The sequence below is a fragment of the Aeromonas sp. ZOR0001 genome, assembly GCF_000801015.1.
Taxonomy (GTDB): Bacteria; Pseudomonadota; Gammaproteobacteria; order Enterobacterales; family Aeromonadaceae; genus Aeromonas; species Aeromonas veronii.
Map to the genome: position 1 here is coordinate 14,520 of NZ_JRJY01000160.1, position 14,572 is coordinate 29,091.

A 14,572-nucleotide genomic window follows, 5' to 3' on the forward strand; every position below is an offset into this window, starting at 1 on the left:
CGTGGCCGCCTCCAACATGCCACGCCCCTATCCGGCGCTGGCCATCGAGCTGCAGCACTATCTGGGGGCGAGCGGCCTGGCCTTTGACATGAACGTGGCCTGCTCGTCTGCCACCTTCGGCATCAAGACAGCCGCAGACATGCTGGCAGCAGGCAGCGCCAAACTGGCGCTGGTGGTCAATCCGGAGATCTGCTCGGGGCACCTCAATTTCCGTGACAGAGACAGCCACTTTATCTTCGGCGACGCCTGCACCGCGGTGCTGCTGGAGCGGCAGGCCGATTGCAAGGTAGCCAATCCGTGGCAACTGGTAGCCAGCAAGCTGGTGACCCGGTACTCCAACAACATCCGCAACAACTTCGGCTTTCTGAACCGGCTGAGCCCGCGCACCCGCTACAGTGACGACAAGCTGTTTCGCCAGCAGGGGCGCAAGGTGTTCAAGGAGGTGTTGCCGCTGGTGTGCGACCAGATAACCAACCAGCTCGATGAGCAGGGCTGGCCTGCCGAGAGCCTGAACCGGCTCTGGCTCCATCAGGCCAACCTCACCATGAACCAGTTCATCGGCCGCAAGCTGCTGGGCCACGATGCCAGCCAGCAGGAGGCACCGGTCATTCTTGATAGCTATGGTAATACCAGCTCGGCGGGTTCCATCATCGCGTTTCATCTGTACAATCGCGACCTTCCTGCGGGGGCTCGCGGCGTACTGTGCTCCTTTGGCGCTGGCTACTCCATAGGTAGCCTGCTGCTGCGGCGCCTGTAATGGCGGGCCTCCCGCCGACATAACAATAACCAGCAACATGGGTGGGAATATGCAGAGGATCACGGGGCGCTGCGCCCTGCACTACGGGGTAACCCTGTCACTATTTTGTCTCTATGGCTGGCAGGTTTGCCCGTTTCTCGAGAGTCTCACCCTGCCCCAGTTGCTGGGGCCGACCCTGGTGACGTTCGCCATCATGTTCGCCGTGCGCAATTGGCTGCTCTCAAGTCGGCCCTTGGCGCGCAACGGGCTGGACGGGTTTGGACTGGAGGTGGGTTTCTACCTGCTGGGAGCACTGCTGCTCTCGAACTACAACGCCCTGGCCCACAACTTCCCGCTGGAGAGTCACCTCAAGGTGCTGCTGGGGATGACCACCCTCGGCTTTCTGGTAGCGGCTGACCTGACTCTGGAGCGAGACTTGCATCGGGCCAGAGCACGGCAAGCCGAGCAGAGCCTGGCACTGAGCCACCCGCTGGCCATGCCGCTGCCACGCAAGTTCACCCTCTTTACCCTGGCGACCCTCACCCTGCTGGGGGGCGTCTTCTTCTTGCTGTTCAACAAGGATCTGGAGTGGCTGGTGACGGTGGAGCGCAGCCTGCCGAGGGTCGATGCCCAGCACTACATCCTGTGGGAGATCGCCTTCGTAATGACGGTGACCTTCTGTTATCTCGCCCTCATTATTCACGGTTATGGTCGCAATCTCGGCCTATCCCTGCGCCAGCAGACCAGCACCATGGCCAGAGTACAGTGTGGTGACTTCGACGCCCGGGTGCCGGTCACCCGGGATGACGAGTTTGGCCTGATTGCCGCCAGCACCAATCAGATGATCGGTGAGCTGAAATCCCGCAGCGACGAGCTCAACCTGACCCGTGACGTGGCTATCCTCGGCCTCGCCTCGCTGGCGGAGACCCGGGACAACGAGACCGGCGCCCATATCATCCGCACCCAGCATTATGTGAAGGCGCTGGCGCAATACCTCAGTCGCAGTGATTGGGATCGCTATCCGCTCGATGACGCCACCATCGACCTGCTGTTCAAGTCGGCTCCCCTGCACGATGTGGGCAAGGTGGGCATTCCCGACGCCATCCTGCTCAAACCGGGCAAGCTGACCGACGAGGAGTTCGCCATCATGAAGCGCCACCCGCAGATCGGCGCCGATGCGCTGGCGAGTGCCGAGGCGCAGCTGGGCTCCAACTCCTTCTTGCGGCTGGCCCGGGAGATCTCCCTCACCCACCACGAAAAGTGGGATGGCAGCGGCTATCCGGCTGGGCTGGCGGGTGAGGACATTCCCCTCTCCGGGCGTTTGATGGCGGTAGCGGATGTCTACGATGCCCTCATCTCGAAACGGGTCTACAAACCTGCTTTCAGCCATGAGGAAGCGAAGGAGATCATCGTGAAGGGGAGCGGCAGCCATTTTGATCCCGGCATCGTCGCGGCGTTTCTCGCCTGTGAGGCGCAGTTCAGGGAGATTGCCGCGCAGTTTCAGGATCACCACTGAGCAAGTACATGCCGACCAGCTTGCCCTGATGGCTGACAGAGCAACAGGCGTCATAAATTGTACACAAACAGGTCTGGCGATCGCCGATTCAGCGCCATGCTGACGGCCTTTGTCACGCCGTGCCCATATTGATATTTCCCTTTATTTACAGCTATTTTTTGTCATTTTGTGATCCGGATTCGTGCCAATGACGCAACCGGGATCACAAGATGGCAGGAAAAGGCCGCAATTTGCCCTTCGGCGCCAATGATGGCTTTCAATGAAAGCGAGGTTTGCTATCATCCGGAGACATTTTTCATCTGTCGCCGGCTACAAAAGAATACCCTCATGTACACACAGTTCTTCGGCCTCTCGGAACACCCGTTTTCCATCTCGCCCAATCCCAAGTACCTCTATATGAGCGAGCGCCACGGCGAAGCCCTTGCTCATCTCAACTATGGATTGCAGGATGGCGGCGGCTTTGTGCTGCTGACCGGCGAAGTGGGCACCGGCAAAACCACCGTCTCCCGCTGCCTGCTGCAACAGCTCCCCGCCGAGACCGAGATCGCCTATATCCTCAACCCCTCCCTGACCGAACGGGATCTGCTGGCTGCCATCTGCGACGAGTTTCAACTCCCCTATCCCGAAGATGCCGGGATCAAGCGGCTGTTCGACCTTATTCGCGATCACCTGCTGGCCAACCTGGCGGCAGGCAAGCGCAGCGTGGTACTGGTGGATGAGGCGCAGCACCTGCTGCCCGGCGTACTGGAGCAGCTGCGCCTGCTCACCAACCTCGAAACCGACGAACGAAAACTGCTGCAAGTGGTGCTGATCGGTCAGCCCGAGCTGCAACAGATGCTGCGCCAACCCCTGCTGCGTCAGCTGGCCCAGCGCATTACCGCCCGCTATCACCTGCTGCCGCTCTCTCATAGCGATGTGGATGCCTACGTCCGCTTCCGGCTGCAAGTCGCAGGCTGCGTACAACCCATCTTCACCCCGCGCGCCATCAAGACGCTTCATCGCCTGAGTGGCGGGATCCCCCGTTTCATCAATCTCATCTGCGACCGCGCTCTGATCGCCGCTTTCGCCCGTGGCAGCTACAAGATTGTCCACAGCGATATCAGCCAGGCAGCCTTCGAGGTCAATGGCGTGCGGGACGAAGGAAGCTGGGCCTCCGGTCTGATGGTGACGCTGGCGGGCGCCCTGCTGGTGGCCGCAGGCTGGTGGGGCTGGCAATTTTTCGGCGTGTTCCCCACCCGTCCGGTAGTCAAGATCGAGGTGCCGGTCACCATCGACGAGACCGCCGCGCAGCAGGAGCAGCTGACCGAGGCGATCAATCAGGCCATCGACCACGACAGCGCCATGCAGAATCTCTATCGGGTCTGGGGTTATGAACCGGAACCGTTCGAGGCAACCTGTGACAATGCGCCCCGTGCCGGTCTGCGCTGTCAGGAGGGAGAGGCAAGCCTCGACGAGCTGCGCGCCCTGCAGTATCCCGCCATGATCACGCTCACTGACCAGACTGGCGGCCTCTACTATGCGACCCTGGTCAATCTGGGGCCGAACAAGGCCAGCCTGATGATAGGTGACCAGAGCTGGCAGGTGGATCGCCAGTGGCTCAGCGACAACTGGGGCGGCAGCTACACCCTGCTCTGGCGCATGCCGAAAGGGGGCGTCAGCCTGATCGCCAGCAATGCCGGTCAGACCCAGATCCAGTGGCTCGACAATGCCCTGAGCCGTGCGCTGCAGCAACCCGAGCGCAAGGTGCGCCGTTTCGATGGCGAGCTCAAGAACAAGCTACAGCAGTTCCAGCGAGATCAGGGGCTCACCCCTGATGGCATCGCGGGCAGCAACACCCTGCTGCGTCTCAACGCCCTCTCCGGTGAACCCATGCCCAGACTGGAGGAGGCCTCCTGATGTCTACCCTGCTCAAGGCGCTGCGCCGTGCGCAGCAACCGCAACTCTCCGCCCATATTCCGGCTATGGGCTTGCCCATGCCCCGGGAAGAGGAGCGTAGCCCACGCCGCATCGGCTGGCTGCTGGCTCCCTTGGCCTTGCTGCTGGGGGCGGGCGCCAACTATGGCTGGCATCTGATCCACCTGCGCCCCATCGAGGAGAAGGTGGAGGTGAAAGAGGTGATCACTCCACCCTTCGTGCGGGTCGAACCCAAGGCGATGGTGACTCGTCCGCTGCCCCCGCCCCTGCCGGAGCCGGTGGCCCAACCCAGAGCAGTGGCCAAAAACGAGGGGACCAGTCAGGGGAATACCCCCGCGCTGAGTCTGGCCGAGCAGCTGATGAAAGCCCTCAATGAGACCCCATTGCAGGAGACGCCACACGCCGCCAGCCAGAACGTGCAACCAGCCCAATTGATGGCGCTGGGCTCGGCCCCCCAGTCGGTGCGCCAGCAGGTCCCGCAATTGAGCTATGGCTCTCATGTGTTCTCCTCCAACCCCGCCAAGCGCGCCGTGGTGCTCAATGGCCGGGAATACCGGGAAGGGAGCGAAATCGCCCCGGGGGTCGTGCTCGCCACCATCGACCAGCAATACATAGTGCTGCAGGTCGCCGGACAGAGCGTGACCCTCAAGGCGCTGCAGGATTGGCGAGGATGAGTACGCACCGAGCCCTGATGTTCGCAGGCAAGCAGGATGCACCTCACCTGAGTGCCACTTTTGTGAGCATTCAAAGGTTTACGGTGTGATGAAATATCCATTTTTACGGTTTGGCGCGCCCCGACCCGTTGTGTCACAGCCACCGGCCGTACACAATACGCAGCCGCCCCAGAGCCTGGAATTTGTTGATTAATATGACGCTACGATTCAGGGATGACATCTTGACCATGCTGCTGGCCCAGTGCCGGCGGCTTCCCATGACCAGAGTCCCCCAGGTGGCCTTTCTGGCACTGCTGATCATGCTGGCCCAGCAGAGCGCCGCCCTCACCTGGCGTCTGCTCACCCTGGCAAGCCCGCAAACCAGCCAACCGTGGCAACCCTCCGCCGTGGCGGTCAGCGGCCAGCGCAACCCGCGCCTTGAACTGGGCGAGGTAAGCCGACTGGCGCTGTTTGGCAAGGCGATCCCCAAGGCGCAGGCCAAAGCCGCCGTGGCCGCCAATGCGCCGCGTACCCAACTCAATGCCCAGCTCAACGGGGTGCTGGCCAGCTCTGATCCCGCCAAATCCATCGCCATCATCGCCATGTCCGGCATCCAGAACTCCTACGGGATCGGTGACATGATTGACGGCACCCAGGCGCGGATCCGGCAGGTCTATCCGGATCGGGTGATCATCGAGCGGGATGGCCGCGACGAGACCCTGATGCTGGATGGCGAGGAGTATGGCAAGCCGCTGCCGCAGACCAACGCCGCCCCCATTGGCTCCCTGCGCAGCGAGCTGATGGCCGATCCGGGCAAGATCACCGATTACCTCAATATTTCACCGGTTCAGGTGGATGGCCGCATGACCGGCTATCGCCTCAACCCGGGCAGCAATCCTGAGTTTTTCAACCAGAGCGGGCTGCAGGCCAATGACCTGGCCATCAGCATCAACGGGCTGGATTTACGGGACAACATGCAAGCCATGCAGGCAATGCAGCAGATGGCTGGCGCAACGGAAATGACAGTGACCGTCGAGCGACAGGGCGAACAGTTCGACATCTATGTGCGCTTGTCAGAATAATGATTTGGAGTCGTACCAATAATGACCACTAAAGGGAAAAGCTGGCGTCTGGCCACTATCGCAGCGGCACTGATGATGGCGGGCTCAGCTTGGGCCACCGAATACTCTGCCAGTTTCAAGAACACCGAGATTGAAGAGTTCATCAATACGGTGGGCAAGAACCTCAATAAAACCATCATCATAGAGCCCTCGGTGCGCGGCAAGATCAACGTACGCAGCTACGACCTGCTCAATGAGGATCAGTACTACCAGTTCTTCCTGAGCGTGCTCGACGTCTACGGCTTTGCCGTGGTTCCGATGGACAACGGGGTGCTCAAGGTACTGCGCTCGCGGGATGCCAAGACCTCCGCCATTCCGGTGGTGGATGGCAGCAACCCGGGCATGGGCGACGAGATGGTGACTAGAGTAGTGCCGGTGCGCAACGTCTCGGTCCGTGAACTGGCGCCGTTGCTGCGCCAGCTCAACGACAACGCCGGTGGTGGCAACGTGGTGCACTACGAGCCCTCCAACGTGCTGCTGATCACCGGCCGCGCCGCCGTGGTCAACCGCCTGGTAGAGGTGGTGAACCGGGTCGACCGCGCAGGCGATCAGGATGTGGACATCATCAAGCTCAAGTTTGCCTCGGCGGGGGAAATGGTGCGGCTGGTGACCAACCTCAACAAGGATGGCAACCCCCAGGGCGGCACCGCCTCCCTGCTGCTCTCCCCCAAGGTGGTGGCCGACGAGCGCACCAACTCTGTAGTGGTGAGTGGTGAGCCGAAAGCGCGCGCCCGCATCATCCAGATGGTGCGCCAACTCGACCGCGACCTGCAAAGCCAGGGCAACACCCGGGTCTTCTACCTCAAATATGGCAAGGCCAAAGATATGGTCGAGGTGCTCAAGGGGGTTAGCTCCAGCATCGAGGCCGACAAGAAGGGCGGCGGCGCAACCACAGGTGGTGCCAGCATCGGCGGTGGCAAGCTGGCCATCTCAGCCGACGAGACCACCAATGCGCTGGTCATCACCGCCCAGCCGGACGTAATGTCCGAACTGGAGCAGGTGGTGGCCAAGCTCGATATCCGCCGCGCCCAGGTGCTGGTGGAGGCGATCATCGTCGAAATAGCTGACAGCGATGGCCTCAACCTCGGGGTACAGTGGAATCATGCCGACTATGGTTCGATTCAATATCCCGATACCGGAGTCCCCATTACCTCGAAAGTCACAGCAGACAAGCTCAAAGATAACGGGAATCCGGAACCCATTACCAAACTCATGTCGACCGTAAATGGCATGGCCGCCGGTTTCTATCACGGCGACTGGGCCATGCTGACGACAGCGCTGGCTTCCAATACCAAGAACGATATTCTCTCGACCCCGAGTATCGTCACCATGGACAACAAGGAAGCCTCTTTCAATGCAGGCAAGGAAGTACCTGTCCAGACAGGCACTCAAAGTTCGACCAATAGTGACAGCGTCTTCAATACCATTGAGCGCAAAACGGTCGGAACCAAGTTAACCGTCACCCCTCAGATCAACGAAGGGGATTCGGTGCTGCTCAATATCGAACAGGAGGTCTCCAGTGTTGGCAAGCAGGCTGAAGGTACCTCTGGCCTGGGCCCAACATTTGATACCCGTACAGTGAAAAACTCGGTATTGGTGAAGAGCGGTGAAACAGTCGTGCTGGGCGGTTTGATGGATGAACAGACCAAAGAAGAAATCTCCAAGGTACCACTGCTCGGTGATATTCCTGTGCTGGGCTATCTGTTTCGCTCCACCTCCAACTCAACCTCCAAGCGCAATCTGATGGTCTTTATCCGCCCGACAATTTTGCGTGATGCCGATGTGTACTCCGGCCTATCCAATAACAAATATTCCCTGTTCCGTGCTGAACAACTGGAAGCGGCAGCTCAGGAAGGGTACCTCACCTCACCCAAGCGCCAGGTATTACCGGTTTACGGCCAGGATGTGATGGTGTCGCCCGAGCTGCAAAAAGAGATCCAGAAGCAGATCAACGAGATGCGGAGCAGACAGCAAAGCACTGTCGAGACCACCACCCCGTTTGTGCAGAGTAAGCCCTGATGAGTGCCTACCATCTGGATGGAAGCGTCGGGCCTGCGCCACTGCCCGAGCTCCCCTTTGTCTTTGCCCGCAATTTCGGGGTGATCCTGATTGAGCGGGACGGCGCCCCCGTGCTGCAGTGCCGCCCTGGCGTCACCCCGCAGGCCCTGCTGGAAGTGCGGCGGGTCGCGGGTTGTAGCTTCGCGGTGGAGCAACTCGACAACGAGGCCTTCGAAGAGCTGCTGATGGCCCACTACCAGCGCGACTCCTCCGAGGCACGCCAGCTGATGGAAGATCTCGGCAACGAGATGGACTTCTTCGCCCTGGCCGAAGAGCTGCCGCAAAGCGAAGATCTGCTGGATGCCGATGACGACGCCCCCATCATTCGCCTCATCAACGCTATGCTGAGCGAGGCGATCAAGGAAGAGGCCTCCGATATCCATATCGAGACCTTCGAGCGGGCACTGGTCATTCGTTTTCGCATCGACGGGGTGCTGCGGGAGATCCTGCGCCCCCATCGCAAGCTGGCCTCGCTATTGGTCTCGCGGATCAAGGTGATGTCGCGGATGGATATCGCCGAGAAGCGGGTGCCGCAGGATGGCCGTATCTCGTTGCGTATCGGCGGCCGCGCCGTCGACGTGCGGGTCTCCACCATGCCGTCCAGCTACGGCGAGCGGGTGGTACTGCGTCTGCTCGACAAGAACAACGTGCGCCTCGAGCTCAAGCAGCTGGGGATGACCGCGGCCAACCGCACCATCATCAGCGAGCTTATTCGCAAGCCCCACGGCATTATTCTGGTTACCGGCCCGACCGGTTCCGGTAAATCCACCACCCTCTATGCGGCGCTGTCTGAAATCAACTCGCGGGATCGCAACATCCTGACGGTGGAAGACCCCATCGAATATGACCTCGAAGGGGTGGGCCAGACCCAGGTCAACACCAAGGTGGACATGACCTTCGCCCGCGGCCTGCGCGCCATCCTGCGTCAGGATCCGGATGTGGTGATGGTGGGGGAAATTCGAGATCTGGAAACCGCCCAGATCGCGGTGCAGGCGTCGCTGACCGGTCACCTGGTGATGTCGACCCTGCACACCAACACCGCCATCGGAGCCATCACCCGGATGCGGGACATGGGGATCGAGCCCTTCCTGCTCTCATCATCCCTGCTGGCGGTGCTGGCCCAGCGGCTGGTGCGCACCCTCTGCCCCGATTGCCGTGCCCCTCGCCCCATCACCGAGCAAGAGCGCCTCGCCATGGGCATCGAGCTGGCTCCCGATCAGCAGGTGTGGCGCCCGGTCGGCTGCGAGCAGTGCAACCACACCGGCTACCGTGGCCGGACCGGCATCCACGAGCTGGTGGTGATCGACGAAGCGGTGCGAGAAGCCATTCACAGCGCCAGCGGCGAGCTCGCCATCGAGCGGCTGATCCGCGGCCACACCCCCAGCATCCGCCGTGACGGCATCGACAAGGTCCTCAAGGGGCAGACCAGCCTCGAAGAGGTACTGCGCGTGACCCGGGAAGATTGAGATGGCGGCATTCGAATACAAGGCCCTCGACAACAAGGGACGCAGCAAGAGCGGCGTGATGGAGGGCGACTCTGCCCGTCAGGTACGCCAGCTGCTGCGCGAACAGGGGCTCACTCCCCTCGAGGTGAACGAGACCACCGAGAAGGCGAAACGGGAGGCGACCCGCTTCGCCCTGTTTCGTCGCGGTGCCAGCACCGCCGAGCTGGCTCTGATCACTCGCCAGCTGGCCACCCTGGTCGGTGCCGGTCTCACCATCGAAGAGGCGCTCAAGGCTGTGGCCGAGCAGTGCGAAAAAGCCCACTTGCGCTCTCTGGTGGCGACGGTGCGCAGCAAGGTGGTGGAAGGTTATTCGCTGGCCGACTCGCTGGGGGCTTTTCCACATGTATTCGACCAGCTGTTTCGCTCCATGGTGGCGGCCGGTGAAAAATCGGGCCATCTGGAGAAGGTGCTCAACCGCCTTGCCGACTACACCGAGCAGCGCCAGCACATGCGCACCAAGCTGCTGCAGGCGATGATCTACCCTATCGTGCTCACCTGCGTCGCCATCGGGGTTATCTCGATCCTGCTTACCGCCGTGGTGCCCAAGGTGGTGGCCCAGTTTGAACACATGGGTCAGCAGTTGCCGGGCACCACCCGTTTTCTCATCGGCACCAGCGAACTGATGCAGGCCTATGGCCTCTGGTTCCTGCTGCTGATCTTCCTTGGCAGCTTTGTCTGGCGCTGGTGGCTCACCGATGAAAAGCGTCGCCGACGCTGGCATCAGGTGCTGCTCGGCCTGCCGGTGATTGGCCGGGTCAGTCGCGGTCTCAACACCGCCCGCTTCGCTCGCACTTTAAGCATCCTCAACGCCAGTGCGGTGCCGCTGCTGGAGGGGATGAAGATCTCCGGCGAAGTGCTCTCCAACGACTTTGCCAGAATGCGCATTCTCGAGGCCGCCGAACGGGTGCGCGAAGGGACCAGTCTGCGCAAATCGCTGACCGAGACCAAAATTTTCCCGCCCATGATGCTGCACATGATCGCCTCCGGCGAGCAGAGCGGCGAGCTCGACAGCATGCTGGAGCGGGCGGCGGACAACCAGGATCGGGAGTTTGAATCCCAGGTCAATATCGCCCTCGGGGTGTTCGAACCCATGCTGGTGGTCTCCATGGCCGGGGTGGTGCTGTTTATCGTGATGTCGATCCTGCAGCCGATCCTCGAGCTCAACAATATGGTGAATATGTAAGTTTCCGGTGTTCGGTGGCGCCGCTGGCGGCCCGTCGAACCCACCCAGTGATCACTCTCTGATGGGCCATCCCATCTCATTCGTTACGGAGCAACTCATGAACAAACGTCGTCAATCCGGTTTTACCCTGCTGGAAGTCATGGTGGTCATCGTGATCCTCGGCATTCTGGCCAGTCTGGTGGTGCCCAACCTGATGGGCAACAAGGAGAAGGCTGACCAGCAGAAAGCGGTCTCCGATATCGTGGCGCTGGAAAACGCCCTCGACATGTACAAGCTGGACAACAACCGCTACCCGACCACCGAACAGGGTCTGGACGCGCTGGTGACCAAGCCCTCCATCGATCCGGCGCCGCGCAGCTACCGCGATGGCGGCTACATCAAGCGCCTGCCGCAAGATCCCTGGGGCAACCAGTATCAGCTGCTGAGCCCGGGCCAGTACGGCAAGATCGACATCTTCTCCATGGGTCAGGATGGCGAAGCCGGTACCGATGACGACATCGGCAACTGGAACCTGAAGGATTTCCAATAAGTGATGCTTCCTCACCGCACTCATTGTGAGCTGACTGCATGAAGCGGTCTCTCTCATTTCATCGTCAATCCGGTTTTACTCTGCTGGAAGTGTTGCTGGTCGCCATGCTGATGGGACTAGTGGCCACCGCCGTCACTCTCAGCATGGGAGGCGCCAGAGGAGATCGGGAGCTGGACAAGCAGGCGCGTCGCCTGATGGCGACGCTGCAGCTGGCGCAGGAGTATGCGGTGATGGATGGTCGGCTGGTAGGCATTCGCATCGAGGATAACGGCTGGCAGTTTATGCAGCGTCAGGCCAAAGATCGCAAGTGGCTGGCCCTGACTGGCGACAAGCAGCTGGGGCCGGTGCAACTGGCCGAGAACATGACGCTGGCGCTGGAGCTGGAAGGCTTTGGCTGGCAGCCGGACTCCGACGAGAAAACCGAACAGAAGCGCGACGAGAAGGAGCGCACGCCGCAGTTGCTTATTTTCCCGGGCGGCGAGCTGAGCCCGTTCGTGCTCACCTTCACCCAGCAGGATGACGATGCCCGCTACACCCGCATCGTCAAGGGGGACGAGTTCGGCCGCCTCACCCTGCTCACCGGCGATGAAGATGAAGAGGTGAGCGAATGAAAGCCCGGGGCATGACACTACTCGAAGTCATGGTCGCACTGGCCGTCTTTGCCATCGCGGGTCTCGCGGTAATGAAAACCGCCAGCGAACACCTCTCGGCCCTCAACTATCTGGAGCAGAAGACGCTAGCCACCTGGGTGGTGGAGAACCAGCTGGTGCAGCAGAAGCTCGAGAACAAGTGGCCCGGCGACAGCTGGGTGGAAGGGGATGAGCAGATGGCGGGCAGCCCCTGGTACTGGCGCTATCGCGGCGTCACCACCGCCGACAACAACTTCCGGGCGCTCGATATGGAAGTGCGCACCGACGCCAAGGCCGAGAACCCGGTCGCCATGATGCGGACCTATATCAGCCGATGACCCAGCTATCCGCCCGCACGCCTCGTACCGTCCGTCACGCCGGTTTCACCCTGCTCGAAATGCTGGTGGCGATCGCCATCTTCGCCAGCCTCAGCATGGGCGCCTATCAGGTGCTGCAGGGGGTGCTCACCAGCGACGAGGTGGCCAAGCGCAAGGAGACCCGCCTCAACGAACTGCAACTCGCTTTCACCTTGCTGGAGCGAGACATCACCCAGATGGTGCCGCGCAGCGGTCGCATCGAGGGGGAGAACAACAAGGTGCTGCTGGCGGCCTCCCGGTTCGGCCAGCAGAGCGATGACTGGGGCATGGCCTTTATGCGCAGCGGCTGGCTCAACCCGGACGGCATGCTGCCCCGCTCCCATCTGCAGCGGGTCGGCTGGCGGCTCAAGGATCAGAAGCTGGAGCGCCTGAGCTATCTCTATCCGGATCCGGTGATCGGCACCGAGCCGCGCATCCAGCCGGTGCTGACGGGGGTCACGGCGTTTCGCCTCTACTTCTTCGACAAGGGCAACTGGAAAGAGGTGTGGACCCAGCGCAGCGTGCTGCCCCACGGGTTGGCAGTGGAGCTGGATCTGGAAGATTACGGCACCATTCGCCGCCAGTTCCTGATTGGTGCCGGTGGCCAGCGCGCCGAAGAGAACAGCCAGAGCAGCAACCCCGACCAAGGTGGCAACAACAACGGGAACAACGGCGGCAACGGCAATACCAATGGCGGTAATGGTGACAGCCAGAACGGAGGGGGCGCCAATGCGGGCTAATCTCGCCGCCCCCGGTCACCAGCGCGGCATGGCGCTGCTGGTGGTGCTGCTGATCCTCTCGGTAATGGTGATCATCGCCAGCAATATGAGCAGCCGCCTGCAGCTTGAGCTGCGCCGCAGCGCCAACATCACCACAGGCAAACAGGCATGGTGGTATGCCCTCTCGGCAGAGGCGCTGGTGAGCAAGGTGCTGACGCAGGATTTCAAGGACAATCCCGAGGTGGTCAACCTCAGCCAGAACTGGGCCCGCAAGAACACTGTGTTTCCGGTGGACGATGGCCAGCTCAAGGGCGAGGTGACCGACCTGCAATCCTGCTTCAACCTCAACAGCCTGAGCTTGGCCTCCAAGGCGGGGAGCGGCGAGGAGCTGGCGCAGCAGCCCTATCCGGTGCAGGTGTTTCGCGAACTGCTCAAACAGCTGGCGATGGATGATTACGAGGCGGCCCAGCTCACCGATGCCATCCGTGACTGGACCGACAAGGATACGGTGCTGGTCTCCAGCCTTGGCGCAGAGGACGCCTATTACGAGGGGCTCAAGCCACCCTATCTGACCGCCAATCAGTGGATGCTGGGCAAGGACGAGCTGAGGGCGGTGCGCGGGGTGACGGCCAGGGTCTATGCCAAACTGGCCCCCTATGTCTGCACCCTGCCCAACGACAAGTTGAAGATCAATATCAATACCCTTGCCCCCCAGCGCCCCGAGCTGCTGGTCGCCCTCTATCTGGGTACTATCGGGCTGGATGACGCCAAGCGGGTGCTGAACGAGCGGCCACAGAAGGGGTGGAAAGAGAGCAAGCTGATGACAGACATGCTCGCTCCGGTCGATTCGGTGAAAGGACTGAAAGATGCGCTGGTGGTCAAGAGCGACTTCTTCGAAGCCCGAGTCGTGGCCGAGGTCGGCGATAACCGGGCCTGGCTCGAAACCCTGTTCCAGCGGGGCAAGGACTATAAACTGGTGATGCTGCGCCGCCTCAGTAGCGGCGCCGAATAAACAGCGCACCTGCAGGCCATCGCCTACGGGTACGAGAGATGTTAGATGCAGCCTGCGGGCTGCGCACCGGTTGCCAGGGCGCACAACGCCCTTTGCAAACCGGTATCGCAGGAGAGAGATGCGTGAGCGAAAGTCTGGTCATCCGACTGGGGACCAATAAACAACAACCCGTGGCCTGGCTGGTCTGGTCCGGTCAGGAGCAGGAGATCATCGCCTCCGGCACCCTGCCCTCGGCCGATGCCCTGGGCGAGCTGCAGGAGCGGGCCGGTGGCCGCCCCGTGGTCACGCTAGTGCCGGGCAGCGATCTGATCTTCCGGCGCGTCACCCTGCCGGGTCGCTACAACCGCCAGTCGGCGGCGGCCCTCCCCTACCTGCTGGAGGAGCAGATCGCCTCCGATGTGGACGAGCTCCATCTGGTGGTGCTGGCCCATGAGGGCCAGCAGGTGGATCTGATGGCGGTGGATCGGCAGAAGATGGCCGAGTGGCTCGGCTGGCTCGATGCCGCTGGCCTCAAGAGCCTGCAACTGCTGCCCGATGTGCTGGCGCTGCCACAGGCCGCTGATGGCTGGTCAGCCCTGCAACTCGGCAGCGAGTGGCTGGTACGCCAGGGCCCTTGTCAGGGGATCGTCGCCGACGAGCCG

General features: G+C 61.5%; 12 protein-coding genes and 2 pseudogenes. All 14 read left to right on the forward strand.

The genetic code is table 11. The annotated features are described in order from the left end of the window. Positions 1 to 757: beta-ketoacyl-ACP synthase III (locus L972_RS21155; RefSeq protein WP_047440318.1), on the forward strand; the 757-nt coding region annotated here is incomplete at its 5' end. 49 nt (positions 758 to 806) lie between these two features. Continuing rightward, positions 807 to 2,252, forward strand: coding sequence for an HD domain-containing phosphohydrolase (locus L972_RS18960; RefSeq protein WP_047440298.1), 1,446 nt, complete (start codon positions 807 to 809; stop codon positions 2,250 to 2,252). Positions 2,253 to 2,579: 327 nt separating this feature from the next. Next, complete coding sequence (locus L972_RS18965) at positions 2,580 to 4,148, forward strand: ExeA family protein (RefSeq protein WP_047440299.1); 1,569 nt, start codon at positions 2,580 to 2,582, stop codon at positions 4,146 to 4,148. Continuing rightward, complete coding sequence (gene exeB, locus L972_RS18970) at positions 4,148 to 4,840, forward strand: GspB family T2SS assembly factor variant ExeB (RefSeq protein WP_047440302.1); 693 nt, start codon at positions 4,148 to 4,150, stop codon at positions 4,838 to 4,840. The genes L972_RS18965 and exeB overlap by 1 nt, the downstream gene beginning before the upstream one ends. Before the next feature lie 227 nt (positions 4,841 to 5,067). Continuing rightward, positions 5,068 to 5,901, forward strand: coding sequence for a GspC family type II secretion system variant ExeC (gene exeC / locus L972_RS18975; protein ID WP_136501513.1), 834 nt, complete (start codon positions 5,068 to 5,070; stop codon positions 5,899 to 5,901). 21 nt (positions 5,902 to 5,922) lie between these two features. After that, positions 5,923 to 7,959 (forward strand): GspD family T2SS secretin variant ExeD, encoded by a 2,037-nt coding sequence (exeD, locus tag L972_RS18980; RefSeq protein ID WP_047440305.1) that lies wholly within the window; start codon positions 5,923 to 5,925, stop codon positions 7,957 to 7,959. Beyond that, entirely contained in the window at positions 7,959 to 9,464 is a 1,506-nt protein-coding gene (gene exeE / locus L972_RS18985; RefSeq protein ID WP_047440307.1) for a GspE family T2SS ATPase variant ExeE, read from the forward strand. The genes exeD and exeE overlap by 1 nt, the downstream gene beginning before the upstream one ends. 1 nt (position 9,465) lies before the next feature. Further along, complete coding sequence (gene exeF / locus L972_RS18990) at positions 9,466 to 10,686, forward strand: GspF family T2SS innner membrane protein variant ExeF (RefSeq protein ID WP_005338296.1); 1,221 nt, start codon at positions 9,466 to 9,468, stop codon at positions 10,684 to 10,686. A gap of 97 nt (positions 10,687 to 10,783) precedes the next feature. Beyond that, positions 10,784 to 11,215, forward strand: a complete 432-nt coding sequence (exeG, locus tag L972_RS18995) for a GspG family T2SS major pseudopilin variant ExeG (RefSeq protein ID WP_047440309.1) — start codon at positions 10,784 to 10,786, stop codon at positions 11,213 to 11,215. Between the two features lie 38 nt (positions 11,216 to 11,253). Beyond that, positions 11,254 to 11,826 carry a GspH family T2SS minor pseudopilin variant ExeH gene (gene exeH / locus L972_RS19000; protein WP_005350046.1) on the forward strand — a complete coding sequence of 191 codons (573 nt, stop codon included), beginning with the start codon at positions 11,254 to 11,256 and terminating at the stop codon, positions 11,824 to 11,826. Next, a complete protein-coding gene (gene exeI / locus L972_RS19005) occupies positions 11,823 to 12,182 on the forward strand; it encodes a GspI family T2SS minor pseudopilin variant ExeI (protein WP_047440311.1) in 360 nt (119 codons plus the stop codon). The genes exeH and exeI overlap by 4 nt, the downstream gene beginning before the upstream one ends. Then, a pseudogene (gene gspJ / locus L972_RS19010) lies at positions 12,179 to 12,826 on the forward strand (type II secretion system minor pseudopilin GspJ); the annotation flags it as partial. The gene exeI and the pseudogene gspJ, both read left to right, overlap by 4 nt. 103 nt (positions 12,827 to 12,929) lie before the next feature. Then, positions 12,930 to 13,931 carry a GspK family T2SS minor pseudopilin variant ExeK gene (gene exeK / locus L972_RS19015; RefSeq protein WP_047440314.1) on the forward strand — a complete coding sequence of 334 codons (1,002 nt, stop codon included), beginning with the start codon at positions 12,930 to 12,932 and terminating at the stop codon, positions 13,929 to 13,931. Positions 13,932 to 14,053: 122 nt separating this feature from the next. Further along, positions 14,054 to 14,572, forward strand: a pseudogene (exeL, locus tag L972_RS19020) (GspL family type II secretion system protein ExeL); the annotation flags it as partial.

Bases quoted from the DNA above. Each gene is read 5' to 3' on its own strand.
- exeD (WP_047440305.1), top strand. From the start codon at position 5,923: ATGACCACTAAAGGGAAAAGCTGGCGTCTGGCCACTATCGCAGCGGCA.
- exeC (WP_136501513.1), top strand. From the start codon at position 5,068: ATGCTGCTGGCCCAGTGCCGGCGGCTTCCCATGACCAGAGTCCCCCAG.
- exeF (WP_005338296.1), top strand. From the start codon at position 9,466: ATGGCGGCATTCGAATACAAGGCCCTCGACAACAAGGGACGCAGCAAG.
- L972_RS18960 (WP_047440298.1), top strand. From the start codon at position 807: ATGCAGAGGATCACGGGGCGCTGCGCCCTGCACTACGGGGTAACCCTG.
- exeH (WP_005350046.1), top strand. From the start codon at position 11,254: ATGAAGCGGTCTCTCTCATTTCATCGTCAATCCGGTTTTACTCTGCTG.
- L972_RS18965 (WP_047440299.1), top strand. From the start codon at position 2,580: ATGTACACACAGTTCTTCGGCCTCTCGGAACACCCGTTTTCCATCTCG.
- exeE (WP_047440307.1), top strand. From the start codon at position 7,959: ATGAGTGCCTACCATCTGGATGGAAGCGTCGGGCCTGCGCCACTGCCC.
- exeK (WP_047440314.1), top strand. From the start codon at position 12,930: ATGCGGGCTAATCTCGCCGCCCCCGGTCACCAGCGCGGCATGGCGCTG.
- exeI (WP_047440311.1), top strand. From the start codon at position 11,823: ATGAAAGCCCGGGGCATGACACTACTCGAAGTCATGGTCGCACTGGCC.
- exeB (WP_047440302.1), top strand. From the start codon at position 4,148: ATGTCTACCCTGCTCAAGGCGCTGCGCCGTGCGCAGCAACCGCAACTC.
- exeG (WP_047440309.1), top strand. From the start codon at position 10,784: ATGAACAAACGTCGTCAATCCGGTTTTACCCTGCTGGAAGTCATGGTG.